The sequence below is a fragment of the Sphingobium baderi genome (assembly GCF_001456115.1).
Classification (GTDB): Bacteria; Pseudomonadota; Alphaproteobacteria; order Sphingomonadales; family Sphingomonadaceae; genus Sphingobium; species Sphingobium baderi_A.
In genome coordinates this window covers 478,274-497,778 of the sequence record NZ_CP013264.1, presented here as the reverse complement: position 1 = coordinate 497,778, position 19,505 = coordinate 478,274, and the positions used below count along the sequence as shown (strand labels likewise).

General features: G+C 57.9%; 18 protein-coding genes and 1 tRNA gene. 9 read left to right on the top strand and 10 right to left on the bottom strand.

Going from position 1 to position 19,505, the window contains the following annotated elements:
* Window positions 1–57: 57 nt before the first annotated feature.
* The 5 genes from infA to ATN00_RS02570 all read left to right on the top strand — a co-directional run bounded on the left by infA (window position 58) and on the right by ATN00_RS02570 (window position 2,166).
* Window positions 58–276, top strand: a complete 219-nt coding sequence (gene infA, locus ATN00_RS02585) for a translation initiation factor IF-1 (protein ID WP_003049127.1) — start codon at window positions 58–60, stop codon at window positions 274–276.
* Window positions 277–282: 6 nt separating this feature from the next.
* The gene (locus ATN00_RS02580) at window positions 283–855 is read left to right on the top strand and encodes a Maf family protein (RefSeq protein ID WP_062061731.1); all 573 of its coding nucleotides are present in this window, start codon (window positions 283–285) and stop codon (window positions 853–855) included.
* A gap of 8 nt (window positions 856–863) precedes the next feature.
* On the top strand, window positions 864–1,853 hold the full coding sequence (locus ATN00_RS02575; RefSeq protein ID WP_062061728.1) for a hypothetical protein: 990 nt from the start codon (window positions 864–866) through the stop codon (window positions 1,851–1,853).
* A complete protein-coding gene (locus ATN00_RS22745; RefSeq protein WP_082635074.1) occupies window positions 1,843–2,037 on the top strand; it encodes a DNA gyrase inhibitor YacG in 195 nt (64 codons plus the stop codon). The genes ATN00_RS02575 and ATN00_RS22745 overlap by 11 nt, the downstream gene beginning before the upstream one ends.
* A 53-nt stretch (window positions 2,038–2,090) precedes the next feature.
* Window positions 2,091–2,166 (top strand) — tRNA-Phe (locus ATN00_RS02570).
* Window positions 2,167–2,495: 329 nt separating this feature from the next.
* Here ATN00_RS02570 and ATN00_RS02565 read toward each other — a convergent pair.
* The 4 genes from ATN00_RS02565 to ATN00_RS02550 all read right to left on the bottom strand — a co-directional run bounded on the left by ATN00_RS02565 (window position 2,496) and on the right by ATN00_RS02550 (window position 8,285).
* On the bottom strand, window positions 2,496–3,314 hold the full coding sequence (locus tag ATN00_RS02565) for an SDR family NAD(P)-dependent oxidoreductase (RefSeq protein WP_062061725.1): 819 nt from the start codon (window positions 3,312–3,314) through the stop codon (window positions 2,496–2,498).
* A gap of 83 nt (window positions 3,315–3,397) precedes the next feature.
* Window positions 3,398–5,770 (bottom strand): TonB-dependent receptor, encoded by a 2,373-nt coding sequence (locus ATN00_RS02560; RefSeq protein WP_062061721.1) that lies wholly within the window; start codon window positions 5,768–5,770, stop codon window positions 3,398–3,400.
* A gap of 62 nt (window positions 5,771–5,832) precedes the next feature.
* A complete protein-coding gene (locus ATN00_RS02555; RefSeq protein WP_156415205.1) occupies window positions 5,833–6,945 on the bottom strand; it encodes a DUF1214 domain-containing protein in 1,113 nt (370 codons plus the stop codon).
* 59 nt (window positions 6,946–7,004) lie between these two features.
* Window positions 7,005–8,285, bottom strand: coding sequence for a sulfotransferase family protein (locus ATN00_RS02550; protein WP_062061715.1), 1,281 nt, complete (start codon window positions 8,283–8,285; stop codon window positions 7,005–7,007).
* 118 nt (window positions 8,286–8,403) lie between these two features.
* Here ATN00_RS02550 and ATN00_RS02545 point away from each other — a divergent pair, with 118 nt between their 5' ends.
* A complete protein-coding gene (locus ATN00_RS02545) occupies window positions 8,404–9,039 on the top strand; it encodes a TetR/AcrR family transcriptional regulator (RefSeq protein ID WP_197413654.1) in 636 nt (211 codons plus the stop codon).
* Window positions 9,040–9,084: 45 nt separating this feature from the next.
* Here the strand turns inward: ATN00_RS02545 and ATN00_RS02540 are convergent, their stop codons facing one another.
* The 3 genes from ATN00_RS02540 to ATN00_RS02530 form a co-directional block, all read right to left on the bottom strand.
* Window positions 9,085–10,296, bottom strand: coding sequence for a cytochrome P450 (locus ATN00_RS02540; protein WP_062061710.1), 1,212 nt, complete (start codon window positions 10,294–10,296; stop codon window positions 9,085–9,087).
* 147 nt (window positions 10,297–10,443) lie between these two features.
* Window positions 10,444–10,815, bottom strand: coding sequence for a carboxymuconolactone decarboxylase family protein (locus ATN00_RS02535; RefSeq protein WP_062061707.1), 372 nt, complete (start codon window positions 10,813–10,815; stop codon window positions 10,444–10,446).
* Between the two features lie 88 nt (window positions 10,816–10,903).
* Window positions 10,904–12,043: an aromatic ring-hydroxylating oxygenase subunit alpha gene (locus ATN00_RS02530; RefSeq protein WP_062061703.1), complete on the bottom strand. Its 1,140-nt coding sequence runs from the start codon at window positions 12,041–12,043 to the stop codon at window positions 10,904–10,906.
* Between the two features lie 417 nt (window positions 12,044–12,460).
* On the opposite strand from ATN00_RS02530, the gene ATN00_RS02525 reads away from it, so the two are divergent.
* Together ATN00_RS02525 and ATN00_RS02520 are read left to right on the top strand one after the other, a co-directional pair.
* Window positions 12,461–13,255 (top strand): SDR family NAD(P)-dependent oxidoreductase, encoded by a 795-nt coding sequence (locus ATN00_RS02525; RefSeq protein ID WP_373886126.1) that lies wholly within the window; start codon window positions 12,461–12,463, stop codon window positions 13,253–13,255.
* A gap of 111 nt (window positions 13,256–13,366) precedes the next feature.
* Window positions 13,367–14,038, top strand: coding sequence for a TetR/AcrR family transcriptional regulator (locus tag ATN00_RS02520; protein WP_156415204.1), 672 nt, complete (start codon window positions 13,367–13,369; stop codon window positions 14,036–14,038).
* A 75-nt stretch (window positions 14,039–14,113) separates the two neighbouring features.
* On the opposite strand, the gene ATN00_RS02515 is transcribed toward ATN00_RS02520, so the two are convergent.
* The 3 genes from ATN00_RS02515 to ATN00_RS02505 all read right to left on the bottom strand — a co-directional run bounded on the left by ATN00_RS02515 (window position 14,114) and on the right by ATN00_RS02505 (window position 17,694).
* A complete protein-coding gene (locus ATN00_RS02515; RefSeq protein ID WP_062061690.1) occupies window positions 14,114–16,579 on the bottom strand; it encodes a TonB-dependent receptor in 2,466 nt (821 codons plus the stop codon).
* 112 nt (window positions 16,580–16,691) lie between these two features.
* Window positions 16,692–17,252: a VOC family protein gene (locus tag ATN00_RS02510; RefSeq protein WP_062061686.1), complete on the bottom strand. Its 561-nt coding sequence runs from the start codon at window positions 17,250–17,252 to the stop codon at window positions 16,692–16,694.
* Between the two features lie 13 nt (window positions 17,253–17,265).
* Window positions 17,266–17,694, bottom strand: coding sequence for a nuclear transport factor 2 family protein (locus tag ATN00_RS02505; protein ID WP_062061683.1), 429 nt, complete (start codon window positions 17,692–17,694; stop codon window positions 17,266–17,268).
* A gap of 520 nt (window positions 17,695–18,214) precedes the next feature.
* On the opposite strand from ATN00_RS02505, the gene ATN00_RS02495 reads away from it, so the two are divergent.
* Window positions 18,215–19,495, top strand: coding sequence for an aromatic ring-hydroxylating oxygenase subunit alpha (locus ATN00_RS02495; protein ID WP_062061676.1), 1,281 nt, complete (start codon window positions 18,215–18,217; stop codon window positions 19,493–19,495).
* Window positions 19,496–19,505: the final 10 nt, after the last annotated feature.

Genomic DNA, 19,505 nt, shown 5'->3' with positions numbered 1-19,505 from the left:
CTTTCATTTTCTACATTTTGGCGCTATGGCGGCGCGATTTTTCGACATTGGGATATTATGGCCAAAGAAGAACTGCTTGAAATGCGCGGACAGGTTGTGGAGCTTCTCCCCAACGCCATGTTTCGCGTCCGGCTTGAGAATGATCACGAAATTCTCGGCCACACCGCTGGAAAGATGCGTAAGAATCGCATCCGTGTGCTGGTCGGCGACGAAGTGCTCGTCGAGCTGACCCCTTACGACCTGACCAAGGGTCGGATCACCTACCGCTTCAAATAAAGCCCGATGCGGCTCATCCTCGCTTCCGCCTCTCCCCGCCGCCTTGCGCTGTTGGGGCAGATTGGCGTCGTGCCCGCAGCGGTGGACCCGGCTGACATTGACGAACAACCGCGCAAGGCTGAACTGCCCCCTCATTATGCGGCGCGGGTCGCGGCGGAAAAGGGGGTGCTGGTGGCGGCGCGCCATGCCGATGCTTTGGTCCTTTCCGGTGATACGGTCGTGGCAGCCGGTCGCCGCATCCTGCCCAAGGCGGAAAGCGAGGAGGAAGCGCGTGCATGCCTCCAACTGCTTTCGGGCCGCCGCCACCGCGTGTTGAGCGCGGTTACGCTGATCGATGCGGACGGCAAGGCGCGCCATCGCCTTTCCACCAATATCGTCATTTTCAAGCGGCTCGATCGGGTGGAGATCGACGCCTATCTCGCCAGCGGAGAATGGCGTGGCAAGGCGGGTGGTTACGCGATTCAAGGCCGCGCCGCTGGCTTCATCTGCGACATTCAGGGCAGCCATAGCGCCATCGTGGGCCTGCCCCTTTATGAAACGCGGGCGTTGCTGCGCGCCGCCGGTTATCCTTGTGATTGAGGTGCCCCATGGCTGAATGGCTGTATGAAGAAGGCATTGGTGAGGCGCGGGCCGCACGGATCGAAAAGGGGCGCCTGGTCGAGGCGCTGGTCGAACGCGAAGGCGAGGCCGTGCGCGCCGGAGCTGTGGCGCAGGGGCGCCTGATCCGCACGGTCATTCCCAAGAAGCGGGGTATCGCCCGTCTCGTATCGGGTGAAGAAGTGCTGATCGAACCCATCCCTCCCAAGATCGCGGAGGGTGCGACGGTGCTCATCGACATTCAGCGGGAGGCAATCCCCGAAGAGGGCCGCCCCAAGCTGGCCAAGGGTCGCATCGCGCAACCCGGCTCAAAGGCGCAGCCCGGTCCCACTTTGCTGGAGCGTTTGCACCAGACGGGCATATCCATCGTCCCCTGTCCCGCGCATGAGGAAGATCGGCTCGAAGCTCACGGCTGGAGCGAATTGATGGAAGAAGCGATGGCGGGCGAAGTCGGCACCGAAGCTGCGGCGCTGCGTATTTTCCTCACGCCCGCCATGGTGCTGATCGATGTCGACGGCAGCCTGCCGCCCGCCCAGCTTGGCCCCAAGGGCGCGAAACTGGCGGCGCAGGCGATTCGCCGCATGGGCCTTGTCGGCTCGGTCGGCATCGACCTGCCGACGATGAACAACAAGGATGAACGCGTCATTGCAGCCGCGCAGATCGACAAATATCTGCCGCTGCCTTTCGAGCGCACGGCCGTCAATGGTTTCGGCTTCATCCAGATCATCCGTCGCCGTGAACGGGCGAGCCTGATGGAGATATTGCGCGCCGATCCGGTCGAAACGGCAGTGCTAGCGCTGCTGCGGCGGGCGGAACGGCATGGCAATGGCGGCAGCGTCACGCTGACGGCGGCGCCGGCCATCATCGATCGCTTGCACAAGGCGCCGCACTGGGTCGAGCAACTGGCACGGCGCCGGGGCGGAGCGATTACCTTGCGTGCCGACCAAGCAGTCTCCATATTGGCTGGCCATGTCGCCTAAAGCCTCTTCCTGCCCGATCTGTGGCCAGCGGCCCGCCCCCGAAACTCGCCCCTTCTGTGGAGAACGGTGCCGGGATCGCGATCTTTTGCAATGGTTGGGAGAGGGCTATCGCGTACCCGGCGCTCCGGCTTCCGGGGCACAAGAAAAAAGCGGCGATTATGGGGTGGACAGCGACCCCGATTGATGCCTATAGGCACGCCTCTCTGACGGCTGGTGTGAATAACATTGGCCTCCCATGCCCGGGTAGCTCAGTTGGTAGAGCATGCGACTGAAAATCGCAGTGTCGGCGGTTCGACTCCGTCCCCGGGCACCATTTCCATGTTCGCCAAGTCCCGCGAATGATTGAGAAAACCCCAGAAAACTGCTAAAATATCCGCCGGTCGGACTTATTCGGCCATCCGAATGCTTCGCGTCGACGAGGAAGGCGACCTGTCGGCTATCGTTTCAAACCGCATGCGGTTAACAGCGAGAAGGTGGCTTATGGCGACTGCGCTTGATTAACGCTTAATGATGCGCTTACCAGCGGTTTGAAGCGAGAGCGAGGCGCATCGCAGCGCCCCTACCAGAGGATCAACCATCCGTCATCCGCTGGGGGTGGAACTCCTTCCCCCAACCGTGACGCAGCATGATCTCAACCAGTGCTCACACGGACATGATCTCCGTATAATCGGGATATTGCACTTTGGAGAGTGCGCCGCCTTCCACCGGAATATTGGCGCCAGTGATATAGCGGGCTTCGGGCGACGCAAGAAACAGCGCCGTAGCGGCCACATCGGCATATTGTCCTACGGAACCGATCATCGTCGTGCGGCCGACAGCGCGATCGAGCGCATCGTGATCGAAATCGGCGGGCAATGTCGATACGTCGTCTTCGTCCGGCCGCACGGTGCCCACCACGATATTGTTGGCTCTTATGCCATGGGCCGCATAGTCGTTCGCCAACTGGCGTCCCAGCGCATCCATTCCCGCCTTCGCCATGGCATAGGCGCCCATGTTGGGAAGCGCGCGGGTGGCTGGCATCGCCGAAATGTTGAGGATTATCCCATAACCACCCTCAACCATGTGAGGCACAGCATATTTGGAACACCAGAAAGCGCCGAAAAGTCCTATACGCATGGTCTGCTCGAAAACGGCGCTGGGCAGACTATGCAAGGGGCCGAAACCAAATGCTTCAGCGGCGGGCCCGGCATTGTTGACCAGGATAGAGATGCTGCCAAATTCGTCGACGGTGGCGTTGACCAGCGCGCGCACATCCTCCTCCCTTGCAACGTCCACGGCCATATATTTCGCCGCTATGCCGATGTCCCGGAGCGCCTGTTCCGCTGCTCTGCCCGTATCGCGATTGCGGCCTGAGAGCATGACGTTGGCGCCGGCCTCGGCAAAGCGCCGCGCAATGGCAAAGCCGATGCCCGACGCGGAACCGGTGATCAGTGCAGTCTGGCCTGACAATGGCATGGTCATAGATGATCCTTCGCATGGTGCAGGAAAGGAATATGGGCGGAGTGCCAAAAAAGCACCACCCGTCAGATGCCTGCCGTGCCCCATCACCAGTGGAATGTCGCCGTTGCGCCGTATGTCCGCGGCGCGCCGGGGAAACCCATGGCCGGACCGAACGAGGTATAGAAGGTGGAGACGACGTTCAGATAGCGTTTGCTGCCCAGATTGCGTCCCCAGAGCGCGATTTCGACGTCGGGCCGGTTCAGCCGCAGCGCGACCTTGCCGTTTATCAGGCCATAGGCGGGGACAGTGCCGAATTTGTTCGCCTGTTGGTAGACGAGCTGGACATCCGCGGGCTGCAAGGGGGATGCCGTGTCCTGATAGAAAGCTCTTGAGGCGACATAGGCGTAGTCAGCGTGCAGCGTAACCGTGCCGATCGGAATATCCAGGGTCTGCGTGGCGCTCGCGCTGAATGTATATTTGGGTGACTGGGGCACTGTCTCATCCGTGCGGTCGACGATGACCGGCACGCCGTTGACCAGCTGAGTGCCAAAGAAGGACGTATAATTTGCGTGGAGATAGGCGCCGGTTCCACTCAGCTCCATGCCTTTCCAGGGGACGAGCGTCGCCTCGACTTCCAGGCCGTAGGTGCGCGCGCTGCCTGCATTCTGCACATATTGGGTGATACTGTTGAAAACCGGGTCGAAAGCGTTGACGATGCGCTGGACCTTTTGCTGCCATGAATAGAAGATCGCGGTGTTGGTACGCAGCTTGCGATCGAACAGGTCCATTTTAAAACCGGCTTCGACGTCGCGCACATTTTCGGGATCGAATGCGGGAGAGATTGTGTCGCGGATGTTCCAGCCACCAGCCATCGAGGCACCGCTCGTCTTGGCGTAGATGAACAGATTTTCGGACGCCTGATAATCAAGCCCGAAAGTCCAGGCCGGATAGTGGAAACTGCGATTGCGCGTTTGATTGCAGGGGCCGCCGGGCACATCACGGATGACTGTGCAACTCTCCGGGTCGTCCCGATCCGCCAGGCTGTGGATGACCACTTTTCGTCCATCCCAGGTATAGCGGAAGCCGGCGGTGACCCGCAGTTTATCGGTCAGGTGATAGTTCGCCTGAGCATAAAGCGCGGTCGAGCTGTTGCGTACGTTGCCGTCGGTTCCCGTCGTCACGACTTGCGCTGCCGGTCCTGCGGGATTGAGGAAGCCGAACGATTGGGAATGGTTGATCTCTCTGCCGCGTTCGATGAAATAATATAAGCCACCGATCAGGTCGAGCTTGCCTAATGTCGTGGAGAAATTGGTTTCCTGGCTGAACTGCTTCTGCGCGAAGCGACCGTCGAACGCGACCAGATTGGCTGGAATGCCGCTGATATCCTGGGCGTCGCGGATCAAGCTCTGACGATAAGCGGTGATCGACTTCATATGGATGTCGCCGAAGTCTACATCGAGATTGGCCGATAACCCCTTCGCGCTGCCGATATCGTATGGCTCGTCGAATTCCGGTTTTCCGGTGTTCGCATAGCCGAAATATTGCCGGAAATTTTCCTTCGTCGTCACATAGTCGGCCGGGTTGATGCCGACCATGCCCAATGCGTCGCCTATGGTGAAGCCGGGCGCCAGCTCAAATCCGGAGTTGAAGCCAAGCAATGTCTGTTGCTGGCCGCTGTCGCGATAATGGGAATAATCGCCGGAGATGATCAGCGTCAGCGGAACCGCGTCCGGGGACCAGCGTATGGCCGCGCGGCCATAATAGTCGCCTTTCACATCGCCCGCAGGCCGGTCGTCAAGGCGTGGATAGCTGCCATAGCCATCATGCTTCTGGAAACGGAATACGCCCCGAACAGCGAGTTCGTTGCTCAACGGCACGTTCAACACGCCCTCGACCAGCCGCTGGCTGTAATTGCCGACGCCGAGCCGCAGTAATCCTTCGAACTTGTCCGATGGTTTGTTGGTTGTAACGCTGAGAGCGCCGCCAATCGTGTTGCGGCCAAAGAGCGTGCCCTGTGGACCACGCAGGATTTCCACGCGATTGACGTCGAGCACATCGACGTTCGCAGCAATCGGACGCGCGATGTAAACGCCGTCGACATAGACACCCACGGCGGGGTCTGAATTCGTGCCGGGGGAATTCTGCGCTTCTCCGCGAATGGCGAGTTGGGCTTGCGTTGGCGCGCTGGTTCCGCCCACGCCGATGGACAGGTTCGGTGCGCGGCCCTGAAGATCGCTTACCCCCATGACCTGCTGGCGGGCGAGCGATTCCCCGCCCAGGGCGGTAACCGCGACTGGCGTCGTCTGCAGGCTTTCATCGGTTCGCCGGGCCGTTACAATGATATCTTCGACACCGGTGGAGGTGGAAGCCGACGTCGCGTCGCCAGTCCGGGTCGCTGGCGCGGTGTTCTGCGCCCACGCCGGCGTGACAACCAACGCGGCCGCCGCCGCCCCGCAAAGCAGGTTCATCGTTTTCATCCCTCTCTCCCATTATCCCGCGGTCTTTGCCCGTGTTTGTTCAAAGCATTGTAATAATTACGTCATTCCGGCCACCGCCGCGTCAGCGCATCCCAATCGGCGTCCGCAAGGCGTATGACCTTGGTTTGGGGCAGGACTAGTTTGGCGGGATGAATCCAGCGCGACATCATGTGGCCTTGGACATGCCCCAGCGTTTCGAGCCAGTTGCCCGCAGCGGGTCGTTGGTCGGACACAACAAGCGTCATGCTGCCGTCTGCATTCGCGATGGCCTGATTATTGTTGAGGAGGATACGGCCCTTCGTATAGTCGAGGGACTCGAGCCAGAAATTGTAGAGACACAGGTTCCATGCTTCATGCACCGGTACCTCGGGCCACTGGATGGCCAGCGCCTCACCTTCCGCAAGGTCGAATGACCCCCAGAAATAGGCGTAGTTGGGATCTCCGCCCAACGACAGCATGAAATCCTGATCGACGCGGGGAAGCGTGTTGGGCTTCCTCCGCATCGCGGCCGCCAGGTTGAGAAAAGTACGCCCGGTGTTCTCGAAGAAGGACTGCGCCTGCTCCGACCGGGCCAAAGCTTCGGTCAGCAGCGGAGGAGCCTGCATGATTTTGCCGATCGGCGCGATTTTGAAGGACATCTCCCTTTCGCTGGAACGGTCGGCGAAGGTTTGCCGCACCATCACGCTGTTGGTTTCGGGGTCCATATGGACGCCGTTCGCTTCTAGATTTTTGCTGCTGAGAACGACTCTGAAATTTCCGTCGGCGTCGGTCTGAACATCGGGACCGTCCAGCACGCCGGTGATTTCATACTTGGCGTTCAACGACATCTTCGCCGTGGTGAAGTTGAAATAGTTTACGCTGCCGACATTGCCGACAATCTCATATTCTCGCGTCCCGTCCACATATGCGAGCGCGTAGAGACTGTCGGGATTGTCCAGGCCCCATTTGAGATGTTCGTTATATACATTGGCGAGAAAGGGGTCTTGCGGATCGGAATATTCGACGAACTTCTCGATCCCGCTCCGCAGTAACCGCGTTAGATAACGCAGCCCCTCTGCCTGCGAGACGGCGTCGGCCTGTTCCGCGGTCATCAATATGTCCCGCCCAGCGTGCATAAGCCCGGTGCAGAAGGCATCCCACCGCTTGATTGCATCGCCGATTGCAAGTTCCGTCATGGCTTCGCCCCAGGCTTGGATCGGCCGAAACACATGGCCAATCAAAAATATGTTGATGATTACTCAGAAATTTCAGGCATTACGCCGAAAAATGCCTCATATCTTGCGTAAACATTTCTTTCATCTTGGACGACGTGATGAGGTGTTAGCTCATATTCATGTTTACCGAACTTACCTTTCGTCTTTTGTTCCAAAAATTGGAGCATATTCTGCTCGACTTCTGGCAAAAGCTGCATATCGAGATCATCGTAGATCTTTCTGATCGACGCCATGGGATCGGTCATGAATTCCGCATAGTGAAAATTGGCGAAGCGGCCGCGCGGCAGATCGCCGCTTTCGATCAGGGCGATCACTTCGTCCCAAGCCGCAGCGCGATCCACCGCCGAAGATAGCGACCAACTTTCGCGTCCGCCATTGCCCCAGGGATTGTCGGTTCTCAGCCAGTATAATGTGCCCATGACGCTCACGACGGAGTCTGCCGTCACCAGGGGGTCCCGATGCGTAAAGATCACGCGCATGTCGGGAAAGACCTGCAGTATCTTGCGAAGGTGAGGGAGGTGCGATGGGCTTTTCATCAGCCAGTGGCGCCCCTGATGCTGCGATTGGAGAACTTGCAGCGTGAGCTTCTGCCACTCCAGTGTCTGGGTCAGATCCTGCGTCTCCAGATAACGAGCATATGACGGAATCTGAAAAGCGATCGTGAAGACGTCGGACAGGAAGGCCGGATATTCAGTTTCCAGACTCTCCACCGGGAGTTCCGCGCCAGACTTGTGGGCTGACTTGAATTCGGGGGTCATTTCTTCAAGCAGGTCGTTGTAAGAGGCAGCGCGCGCGTTTCGGTCCTCTACGTCAGTGCTTCCCACCTCTGACGGTGCACAGGGAAACAGCGCCTCCGATTTGGTGACGACCTGAAACTGCGGATCCTGCGCCAGCACCTCGAACAGTATCGTCGTACCCGAACGCGCATAGCCGGTGATGAACAGCGGGCGGTCGATCGGCCTCTGCACGATCTCGGGCGACGTCTTGGCGGCCGCGACCATCCGCAACCGGGCCTGAAGATACATCAGCAACTCGCATCGAGTCAGCAATCTGCCGGCGAAATGGAGATCGGCCTCGTCATCCAGGGCATGCGCCAGAACCTCAAGATGCTGCCGCCAATCGCCTTCGCCGAAATCTTCAAGACCAGTGGATTCAATCGCTTGGGCGATCAGGGATTCTGGCTTTAGCGGAATGATCGCCCTGACATCCAGGCCTTCGCCAAGAGCGTTCAGCTTCGCCATCCATTCAGGGCGCGGCGCCGGCTTCCAGGCCTCACGCCGGTCATAGGTTTCCCCGTGCATTCCTCATCCCGCTTGTTTCTAATTATGGGGGACGTTATGCATAATTATAGGAGTCAACTCCAACGGCATTTGTTGACCTCGAGTCAACCTGCAGGCTGGAATGTATGAAACGGACGGAATGAAACGCGACAGCGCCGTGACGATCGCCCGCATCCTGGACGCGGCGGAGCAGGAGTTTTCGGCTCATGGCTTGCTTGCAGGTCGGGTGGATGAAATTGCCCGGCTTTCCGGCTGCAGCAAGCAGCTCGTCTACCGCTATTTTGAGAGTAAGCATGGCCTTTATCAGGCGGTGCTGGACGATATTTCGCGACGTCATGAAGCCCATTTGATCAGGCAGGATTATGATAGCCTGCCGCCCATTGACGCGCTGTCTCTGTTCGTCAGCCGCCTCTTCGATATACAGAAGCGCAACGGCGGGCATGTCATTCTGGACCTTGCCCAGCAACAGGAAAATGACGAACACCCAATCTATTACAAACAGTGGCCGCAACTGGTTGGCAAGATTGTGGCATGCTTGGAAAAGATCATCGAACGGGGGCGCGAAGCCGGCGACTTTTCGGACGATATCGAAACCGACGATCTCTTGATCCTGATCAATGTCATGACCAACGGTTCGATTTCCTTCGGGCGTTTCATCGCAAAGATGATGTCAAAGGACATGACGCAGGATCAGGCCGGACATTATATGGAAGAGCTTGGTCTACTTTTCATCCTCAAGGCCATGCGCAAGATGCCGGTCACGGTGGATGCCTGATCCGACTGCAACGACGCGGCACACACCGCCCATGGCCAAATAGTGTCACCAGACGAGCCGCAGTTGCTCCACATGAATGACATTGCCCAGGAAAAAGGGAACCCTGAAGCCGGGCTCTATGGAAAAGGACGGGATCGCGGCCAGGAATTCCTGCATGGCGATCTGAAGCTCTCTGCGCGCGAGATGCTGGCCGAGGCAACGATGAATGCCGAAGCCCAAGGTCAAATGGGAAGGCTTGCGGTCCAGCCTCACTTCGTTGGGCTGATCATATAGATCGGGGTCGCGGCCAGCCAGCGGGGTTGACATGGCGACATAATCGCCGGGCATGATCGTCACCCCATCCAGAGTATAGGGATTGCGGCATATCCGCAGGGTGGTGACGGCTGGATAGGCGCGAAGCAGTTCCTCGATGGCGACGACTACCTTCGAGGGCTGGGCGCGCAGCATCTCCTGATCTTCGGCATGGGTGGCGAGATGATGAAAATGCAGACCCAGATTGGCGGTCACGGTATCCAGGCCGCCCAGATAGAGATTCATGCAATGGCCGAACACTTCCTCATCGGTCCAACGCCGTCCATCCACTTCCAGTTGGAGCGTCTTGCTGATCAGATCGTCACCCGGATTCTTCTTTCGATCGGCGATCGCTTTCAGCAAATAGGTTTTGACCGCCCGCACGGTGATCGCACGGCTGCCATTGTCGTTGCTACGCAACAATATATTTTCCCATTCCAGGAACTGGTCGATTTCGGCCAGCGGAAAGTCCAGCAAATCCAGAAAGATCGTGACCGGAAAGGGAATAGCGAAATCCTTCACGAATTCGCAACGGCCCTTGTCCTTGAACCTGTCGACGTAATGGCGGGCGCGTTCACGAACGCGTCCATCCAGAGCGGCCATTTTCGCAGGCGAAAAGCCCGGATTGAGAGCCGTGCGGAATCCCGAGTGGCGGGGAGGATCCAGTTCGGTCGGGATGATGTCCCAATCTTCACCGATCAAGCTCGCGAGTTGAGTATTCCCCTGCTTGTAGAAATTTTCCGTGTCGTTGTAGATCGCGCGAATATCGGCAGCGCGACGAATGACCCAGCCGGGCACGGGCCCTTGCAGCACGTTGCGCGCATAGAATATGTCGGGGCCTGCGTGGATCTGCGGAATGACCGCATCATAGGGATTATCGTATGTGATTTCACGGTCGAAGAGACGGCATTCACGCACTCTCTCTGACGGAATATGCGCGGGTATTGCCTGAGCAGTGGTAGCCATTTGATCCTCCGTCCTGACGCTGCTTGTCTCCCCGCTGCTGCGGGGCGGCGGGCATTTGTCGTCGGACATTAATCTCAAGCCGTGGATATTCAATATACTTATAAGAATAAGTGATTATTCTTATATAATGAATAAATGGTAGAGCGACTAGCTGCCATGCTCGGCAATAGCGTTGTCGATGATGCGTACCAAAGGCGAAATACGAGGAAAGCCGACATAAGGCAAAGCCGTCAGCAGGACGGCTTGCAGTTCATCCGCGTTCAACTCCCCGTTACGCAACGCTGATTTGGAGTGGATTTCAAAAAGAGAGGAATCCGCGCCCAATCCGGCGATGATGCCCAGGACGATCAACCGTTTGTCACGAAAGCTGAGTGTTTCATTGCCCCAGATGTCGTTGAACATCTTCATGGCCAAGCCGGACAGAGCCTTGCTCTCGATAACGGGAGGCGGTGCAATAACGTCGCCATAGCATTTTTCGAAAATCTCCTTCCCACGCGCAATCATTTCATCTTCAGTCATCGCTCATCCTTCTCGATCAATGCCGACGCCAGCCATTGCCGTAATGATTGGCGCTGGCGGGGCTTGTCATACCATGGGAGGGGAACGCTCAGGCCTCGGACGTAGAGGTCAGTGCTGGAATTATCCTCAGCTCTTCAGGAATATGTTCTGCGCCTATCCTGCGGTCAATTTCCTGATGATACCAATATAACGCACGCTCCTGACGTCCCATTAATACTCCCGGCATCAGGCCGCTTGCCGCCGCGCGCTGCAGGCTGGCGAAGAGTCGCAGATCCTCCGCTAGGATCGCTTCGGTATTGCGGCGCATGTCCTGCCAGAAGTCTGCGTCGGCCTTCCCGTTGCTCTTCCAGCCGAACAGTGGCGCCTCCATAACGCTCGTGTTCGGACTCACCGGCCAGAAAGTCTGCCAGGCAAATCCGACGGGATCCAGCGCCGTGAAGCCATTTGGGAAGAAGGGCAGGCCCATGGTTGCTTCCCTGAATTGCTGAGCGGTTTCTCCGTCGGCGGTCCTGTCGGTCTGGAAAACGGTTTCACCCTGCTTCTTGCGGGTAAGGAAACGGGCATGGCCATTGCGTAGCAGGGTCACATCGAAGCTTTTGGAATCAAGATAGGGTGCCAGCGATACGGCGTGCACCGTGTTGACGTGATAAATTTCCAGGAAATTGTCGTAGGCGACCTTCCAGTTGCATGGCATCTCGACAGTGATCCACTGCTTGACCTCCATTTCCTCAAGCGGGAAATCTTCCATCTGCGCTGCCATCGGCGCTAGAAAATCCGCCAGAGGTTCGGCGCGCTGGTCCGGATTCAGGTAGATCATGCCGCGCCAGACCTCACACCGTACAGGGATCAGCCCATGCTCCGCCTTGTCAAGGCAGGGGAAGTCCTGCTGCTCGGGCACGGACTTCAGCCTGCCTTCAAAATCATAGCCCCAGGCGTGATAGGGACAGACGAACCGGCGAGCGTTTCCTTTGGGCTCCAGCAACAATGCCGACCCGCGGTGCCGGCAGATATTATGGAACGCACGCACCTCGCCATCCCCGCCACGACTGATGATGATCGACAGGCCGACCTTTTCAAAAAGCTTGTAGGAGCCGTTATCAGGCAACTCGCTGACATGGCCGGCATGCAGCCACGTCCTTCGCCACAGATGTTCCATTTCCAGATCATGGAAGCGTGGATCAGTATATCGACCGGCGGGCACAGGCCGCATCGCGGCAATCTGGTCCATCGACCCAGATCGTGTTCCATTGGAAGTCGCGGGGGTGTCCTGGCTTGCATGAGTGCCGTTCATCGCTTCTCTCCCTTGATCAACAGATAGTGGATCGACTCTCGCATCGTTTTCAATATCATATATGTCATCTATGATTATGCATAGCATGATCGGTTGATGCCAAAGCTAGGCGTAGTATATTCATATATCAGGATTATTTTTCATTCAGATCGATCAGGGGCAATCCTGTCAGGACCGCTTCATCACAGTCATCGCTGCAATGCAGCTTTAGGCTTGATGTGGTATATCATGCACGATAGCCTGAAATTGCATGAATGATGATGCGCCTCAATGTTGTCCGCATATGGCTGGCAAACGCTCCGCACCATTCTTCGTTCTGCAAAATGCAAAAGAACAATTGAGAAGGAAATGCCTGTGGAGCGTTTGGACGGACGGGTAGCGATCGTGACGGGCGGCGGCGGTCGCATCGGAGCCGCGACTGCGCGAAGGCTGGCAAGCGAGGGCGCGAAAGTGATCGTCGCCGATCGGTCGCGAGAAGCGGCCGAAAGCGTGGCCAGAGACATTGGCGATTGCGCTCTGCCCTTCATATTCGATGCCGGAGAACCGGAATCGATCCGGGCCATGGTCGAAACGACAGTCCAGCGCTTCGGCCGGATCGACATTCTCCACAATAACGCCGCCTTGCTCGACGTAGATTTCCTGAACAGCGACACTGATGTGGTGAACATATCATTGCCGGCTTGGGACAAAACCATGGAAGTCAATGTCCGCGGCTATGTCGTCGCATGCAAACATGCGATCCCCCACATGCGGGCAGTGGGTGGCGGCGTCATCATAAATACTTCGTCAAACGCGGCCCTGGCCGGTGACAGCGCGCGGATCGCCTATGGCGCGTCGAAGGCTGCGATCAACGCGCTAACGCGGCACATTGCAACCCAGCATGGCCGCGAGAATATCCGCTGCAATGCGGTGTCGCCTGGCCTCATCACCGACCCCGAACTGGAGGCGCGCTTTCCAGATTTGCATGCGGTCAGTGCGCGTCACACCCCATTGCCGCGCTATGGGCGAGGCGAGGATATGGCGGCGCTTGTCGCATTTCTTGCTTCGGATGACGGATCGTTCATCACGGGTCAGGTCATATGCTGCGACGGAGGCATGTTAGCGCATCAACCCACTTATGCGGATATCATCGAAAATCCGTCTCTCTAGCGGGAAACCTTGCTTGCGTGTTGGAGATTTGCGGCCCTCCGCTTGCACTGCGGCTATAGCTCTTATCTACGAAGACCTGTTACAATCCCGTGATCGAAAGGGACGGGTAAAGTGAACTTAGCGAAATCGAGGGATTTGGAAAGCGGCGGCATATCCCTGGAAAAAAGAAAGCCGAACCGGCGGGGGCGACCGCGGATTGAGGACGGGCCGGTGCTTGATCGCGAAAGACTGGCCGCGACCTTGCTGGACATCGCGCGCCACGAAGGCGTGACGGGTCTTCAGATGCGACCCGTGGCATCGGCTTTGGGCGTGTCCCCGAAGGTTCTTTACGGTCATGTGACTGACAAGCAGGGCATGCTCGAAATTCTGGTCGAAACGATTCTGGACGCCTGCATGCCCGACGTCCGGGACAAGCCATGGGACGAGACCTTGCGTGCGATGGCCGGCGCGTTGCACCAGGCATATAAGCCGTTTCCAGGTGTGCTGGATGTAGTTCTGGCGCAAGGCTGCGACGTATTGCAGCAACCTTATACGAAGTGGTTCCACGCCACGGCCCATGCTGCGCTGACAAATGCCGGCATACCGCAGAAAAAAGTCTATCACGTCTTTGTTCGATTTGCCGTCATCGTGATGGGCAGCGTGCTTTACGAGGAGAGCAATGCACGCAGCGCCGACCCGTCGGAATCCCAGGAATCGTTAGATCAGTGTTTTGAAGAAAATGTCGAAATGTTCCTGAAAGACGTTGAACGCATGGCAAGCGACTGCGCCGGAACCGATGGATAAGCCGCAGGCCGGCACATCATCGCTTTCCGGTAGGAACATCGCTGCCGCCACCCACCGGGTGGCGGCATTCTTCAATCAGAATCGCACCGTCACGGTGCCGCCATAGGTGCGCGGAGCACTGGGGAACTGCTCGCTGGACCCCAAGCCCGTATAGCTGTTGAAGGCGTTGCTGAACCATTTCTCGTTGGCCAGATTCTTGCCCCAGATTGCAAATTCGATGCCCGAATCCATCTGTAAGGAAATCTGGCCGTTCACTAGAGAATAAGCCTTATTTCGCGCAGATTCATTACCGATCGCAACCGCTGCCGCCTGTGCCGGATCGCCAGTGGTAAAGTAATCGAAATAGCGTGCCGCAGTATAGGCATAATCGATATGGAACGCCAGCTTGCCGCTATCGATGTCGAAGGTCTGCGTTGCGCCAGCGTTCGCGGTATATTTGGGCGCCTGGGTTACAGGCTCCCCCGAACGATCGACCGGAACAACCAGACCGTTGACAAGCTGGTTCTCCGTGCGACTGCCCCTGACATACGCCGCGTGCAGATAGGCGGCGCTGCCGGTCAACTCCATGCCCCGCCACGGGATCAGCGTGCCTTCAAACTCGACGCCATAGGTGCGAACCTTGCCGGAATTGCTGACAAACTGGGTCAGCTGGGTCTGCCCGTCGCCGTCGACAAATGTTGTGGTGACGATGCGCTGGACCTTCGACTGCCAGGCATGGAAAAACGCAAAGTTGGTCCGCAGCCGGCGGTTAAGAAATTCGCCCTTGATGCCAACCTCAACGTCCTTGACATGCTCGGGGTCGAAGGCGCTTGAATATTCCGGTGGCACGGGTCGGCCATTATAACCGCCTGACATCGACGCTCCGCTGGTCTTGGCATAGACAAAAATGTCCGGTGACAGCTTATAATCAATGCCTGCCGTCCATGCGGGATACTTGAATTTCACCTTGTTGGGGGGGTCGCAGGGAGCAACGCTCGCCGGCAGCCCGGCATTGATCCCGCCGGAACAGATTGGATCTGCGGCGCGATAATCGTCAACGCCATGACGATTTATGAAGCGCGTATCCCAGGTGTACCGTATGCCTCCCGTGATACGCAGTGAATCCGTGGCATTGTAGTTCACCTGTGCAAACACACCCTTGGACTCGGCATAATAGTTGGCGAGGCTACCACGGAAATTCTCTGCGGGAGTATTGTACAGGATCGCCGATTGGGTTTCCTCCGTACCTGATTCACGGAAGTAGTAGATGCCGCCAATATAATCGAGACGACCCAGACTCCCGGAAAGCTGCAGTTCCTCGCTGAACTGATGATTGTGGTAGATGCTCACAAAGCCACCCACGCCGGTTGGCGTTCCCGACAGATCCTGGCTGTTGGCGCTGTGCGACTTGCGATAGCCCGTGATCGACTTGATCGAAACGTCACCCAGATCGATGTCGAGATTCGCGGTAATCGAACCCGCCTTGGTCAGGCTGAAGGGGTTGTCGATCTTTGGGTTGCCCGTTTGGGGCGCGCCATAGACCGTGCGCCAGCTGTTCGACAGGAGGAATTGACGCTGATCGGCAGGCACGAATTGCGGATTCAGATATTGGGTAATCGGCCCGGCATTGCCGAAGTTGAAATTCTCATAACCCGGTGTTCCCGCCTGGGAAAGGGCATAAAAGGACGCGAGCGCGCCGTCGGGGTTGATGGCGACGGTGGAAACGCCAGCGCCATGATCCCGATAATGGGTATAATCTCCGATGATGTTCAGCGTCACCGGCAGCGACGTCGGTTCCCACTTCAGCGATCCGCGGAGATAATATTCGCCATCGACATCGCCCTGCCGGCGTCCAAGGAAGGGATTTTTGAAATAGCCGGCATGACGGTCGTATCGACCCGCGAAGCGGGTAGCGAGTTCATCCGTCAAGGGAATGTTGACAACGCCTTCGACAAGCCGCTGGCCATAATTGCCCGTGCCCAGCTTTGCATAACCTTCGAAACGGTCGGTCGGTTTTTGCGATGTGAGGTTGAGGGCGCCGCCCGTGGTATTGCGACCGAACAGCGTCCCCTGCGGGCCGCGCAGGACTTCGGCGCTCGCCATGTCCAGAAAACCCAAATTGCCCACTACCGGGCGCGCCACGTATACGCCGTCGATATAGATTCCAACCGATGCGTCGGAAAAGGATGTTGGGCTGTTCTGAGCCTGACCACGGATCGCCAGGAAGACCAGCGAGCCGGGACCGGTGCCGCCGCCGCCCACGCTCAGGCTGGGCGCCGTGCGGCCAAGATCCGAGACCGAGGCGATCTGGCGCTGCACAAGGCTTTCGCCGCTAAGGGCTGTCACTGCCACAGGCGTGGTTTGCAGCGCTTCGCTTGTGCGCCGCGCCGTGACCACGATATCCTGGAGTTGGTCTTCAGATGCAGTAGATGTCGCCTGGGGCGTTGCGGTCGAAGTTTCTCCCGCCGCTTGGGCGGAGGCCGATTCCGCCATCGCCAGTGCGGTGATCGCTACCATGGCGGAGCCGGATAGGAGGCGCTTAAACAGTCTGTTATGCTGCATGTTCAAATTCTCTCTCTCACTCATTTTGACAGAGGCCCAGCCGTTTTCACGGGAGCTCTGTTCTCGTTGAAGTCGTCATAGAAGCGATGGCAGCTTGGCTTTGCCGGCTCGATCAGCCCGCCAAGAGCGCTTCGATGGAGCGAAGTGGCTCCTCGCCATTCCAGTTCAGATGCAGCGCGTGAAGCCGTTCGGTAATAGCGTCATATGCGATGCGATCGAACTCGAGCACTTCCAGAAAACAGCCGATCGTATCGCGCGCGTCGAAGAATGCGTTTCGCCCCATTCCGGGTAAGTGCAGGGAGAGCGCTTCTACAAATCCGCTCGCTCGATACGCCTCGCACTGGGCGTCATAGGCCGCGGCATCCAGCGGCTTGATGCTTGGGTAGATGTGATGCAGCGCGCCTTCGCCCTTCACGTCCAGCACTTCGCGAATGATGGACGGTGCAGCGTTCGCTGGTTGCAGCAATTCAATTAAAGTCGTCCCCAGGAAACCGATCGCGGCCCGAAACGCATCCTCGGCCGGTTCGCCCCGGTAGCGGTTCCCTGGACTTGGCTCGAACGCCATGACGATGAACGGACCCGCGCCGGTAGTCTTTGCCCACCGGTCGACAGCGGCCTCGATATTTTCCGTGACGAAGCAGATCTCCGTCACGCTCCCGATCGGCACTGGCATGGACTTGTCCTGATTAAATCGGTTGCTTGGCAGCGGTTTCGATCTTGCGCTCGTAAAGGTCTCCGCCGAAGACCTGCCGGACGTAGAAGGTATCGAAATATTCGTGCAGCCTGATGATACGGTCGCCTTCGAATTCGACGACATGGTGATAAGTATTGCAATAGGTTCGGCCGTCGGGGAAGGCCATGTCGCCCCGGAGTTCGACGGCAACCTTGTTCCCTTCAGCGACCGTTCCCATTACGCGCAGGTCATGCTTGGTTAATTGACCTTCCGTCTCGGTCGCCAGAGCGCGGACTCGGGCATGTGACAGTTCACCTTGTCCGATGATCCACCATGTGGCGTGTGGATGGAAAGCTTCGTCTGCATCGGCCCACCGGTTTTCGGCCAGCGCGATCATAGCGTCACATGCGCGCTTACGGAGAAATTCAAGCCTGTCGTCCATAATCCGCTCCTTGTTGACCTGGGGTGTAGATTGTCGTGCTGTTATACTTCAGCGCTGCAGGATATGATGGCTCAATACAACGAAGCCGATATTGGCGGTGAGGAGGCTGATACCGCTTGCGAACAGTGTGAGCGCGATTGTGAGAGCGCCCAAGACCGCTATGAACCTGCGCCACAGAGGCCAGGCGGGGAAGCAAACAATCCGATGATAACCAGCGCCGCGCCATCCAGGCCCAGGAGGCGGACCGCTTGCTTCCCGCGCTGACTGACGACTGACTTGCATGAAACCCACTCCGTCGGCTGTTCACGCTTCTGTGGCGCGACTCGCATTCGTTGGACCTCAAACTTCTCCTTCGTCGGCCGGAATGCAAATTAAAAATAATACCTTGTTTCCTTTTTATAGTGGAATATTATGCATAGATTAGGAATCGAGGCCCTGAAGGGATGGCGCTTGGAGAATCCTGCGCTGCCGTGCATCCTGACGGAAGTGGCTCGTATAAGTGACACGCACAGGAGTGAGGATGATGGAGCTGGATGTGGAGAAGGCCCTGGCCGAATTCGATGTCGGCTTGGGCAGGATGCACCCCGATGAAGATATAATCCGCACGGGCAAGGTTGCTTCGGACACCTATTTGTCGAAGAATCGCTTCGATCAGGAAATGGAAGTTTTCCGTCGCGTCTGGCTCAATGTTGGCCTGGAATCCGACGTGCCGAAACCTGGCAGCTGGATCGTCCGGGATGTCGAAGCCGGAAAGGCGTCGATACTCATAGCCAGGGGCCAGGACGGGATCATCCGTGCTTTCCATAATGTCTGCTCCCACCGCGCGCTGAAGCTGGTTTGGGGCGAGCAGGGATGCGACTCCCAGTTCGTCTGTCCCTATCATGCCTGGAGCTATGCGTCGGATGGTCGTCTTCGCGGCGTGCCTGACCGGGCCGCTTCCTTCCCTGACCTGGATTTTGCAACCTCCGGCCTGACCCCGATTGCGATCGAAGTCTGGAAGGGCCTCATCTTCATCAATCTCGATCCCGAACCCGCGCAAACCCTGCGCGATTTCCTCGGTGGAGTCATGGACCTGCTCGAGGATACGCCTCTCGACCGGTTCCGCTATACCGCCCGGCTTTCGGGCGTGGTCCAGTCCAACTGGAAAGCGGGGTTCGACGCCGCCAGCGAGGGCTATCATGTCCGGGCGCTGCATGCCGACAGCGCCAAGGATATGGTGTGTTCGCAGAAAAATCCGCACGTTCATTTCGTCTCGCTCGACGTTTATGGCCCCCACAGGCGAACGTCCAACACGCGAAACCCGGATTTCGTCGTGCCGGAGAGCAAGCCCATCCAGAAGCTGATATTCGAGGCCGTGCCGCAGGTGACAGTCGCCGATGCGGCGGAACGGGGGGCTTTCGACGTCGCCGGCCTCAACCCGACGCAGGATGAGGATTGGAGCAACGAACAGATATCCATCTTTCCCAACTGTATCCTCAGCCTTGCGATGCACGGGTTCTGGACGATGCATTACTGGCCGATTTCGCCCGACAGCTTTCGCTGGGAGGCGCATTACCATTTCGCCAAGGCTCCGCAGACATGGACCGAGCGTTTCGGCATGGAAGCGAGCGTCGCGTTCAACCGTGACATCTCCAGCGAAGATATCGCCTGCACGGAAAAGCAACATACGGCGATGGAGTCAGGCGCGAAGCCATTCATCCAGTTCGGGATTTACGAGATGATCTGCCGCCACCAGGCCGCGGTGCTGGAAAGCATCGTCAATGGCAGCCATGCGACCCCCATGGTCCTGGCAGCGGAATAGGAGCGCAACT

Bases quoted from the DNA above. Each gene is read 5' to 3' on its own strand.
- infA (WP_003049127.1), top strand. From the start codon at position 58: ATGGCCAAAGAAGAACTGCTTGAAATGCGCGGACAGGTTGTGGAGCTT.
- ATN00_RS02580 (WP_062061731.1), top strand. From the start codon at position 283: ATGCGGCTCATCCTCGCTTCCGCCTCTCCCCGCCGCCTTGCGCTGTTG.
- ATN00_RS02575 (WP_062061728.1), top strand. From the start codon at position 864: ATGGCTGAATGGCTGTATGAAGAAGGCATTGGTGAGGCGCGGGCCGCA.
- ATN00_RS22745 (WP_082635074.1), top strand. From the start codon at position 1,843: ATGTCGCCTAAAGCCTCTTCCTGCCCGATCTGTGGCCAGCGGCCCGCC.
- ATN00_RS02565 (WP_062061725.1), bottom strand. From the start codon at position 3,314: ATGACCATGCCATTGTCAGGCCAGACTGCACTGATCACCGGTTCCGCG.
- ATN00_RS02560 (WP_062061721.1), bottom strand. From the start codon at position 5,770: ATGAAAACGATGAACCTGCTTTGCGGGGCGGCGGCGGCCGCGTTGGTT.
- ATN00_RS02555 (WP_156415205.1), bottom strand. From the start codon at position 6,945: ATGACGGAACTTGCAATCGGCGATGCAATCAAGCGGTGGGATGCCTTC.
- ATN00_RS02550 (WP_062061715.1), bottom strand. From the start codon at position 8,285: ATGCACGGGGAAACCTATGACCGGCGTGAGGCCTGGAAGCCGGCGCCG.
- ATN00_RS02545 (WP_197413654.1), top strand. From the start codon at position 8,404: ATGAAACGCGACAGCGCCGTGACGATCGCCCGCATCCTGGACGCGGCG.
- ATN00_RS02540 (WP_062061710.1), bottom strand. From the start codon at position 10,296: ATGGCTACCACTGCTCAGGCAATACCCGCGCATATTCCGTCAGAGAGA.
- ATN00_RS02535 (WP_062061707.1), bottom strand. From the start codon at position 10,815: ATGACTGAAGATGAAATGATTGCGCGTGGGAAGGAGATTTTCGAAAAA.
- ATN00_RS02530 (WP_062061703.1), bottom strand. From the start codon at position 12,043: ATGGACCAGATTGCCGCGATGCGGCCTGTGCCCGCCGGTCGATATACT.
- ATN00_RS02515 (WP_062061690.1), bottom strand. From the start codon at position 16,579: ATGCAGCATAACAGACTGTTTAAGCGCCTCCTATCCGGCTCCGCCATG.
- ATN00_RS02510 (WP_062061686.1), bottom strand. From the start codon at position 17,252: ATGCCAGTGCCGATCGGGAGCGTGACGGAGATCTGCTTCGTCACGGAA.
- ATN00_RS02505 (WP_062061683.1), bottom strand. From the start codon at position 17,694: ATGGACGACAGGCTTGAATTTCTCCGTAAGCGCGCATGTGACGCTATG.
- ATN00_RS02495 (WP_062061676.1), top strand. From the start codon at position 18,215: ATGATGGAGCTGGATGTGGAGAAGGCCCTGGCCGAATTCGATGTCGGC.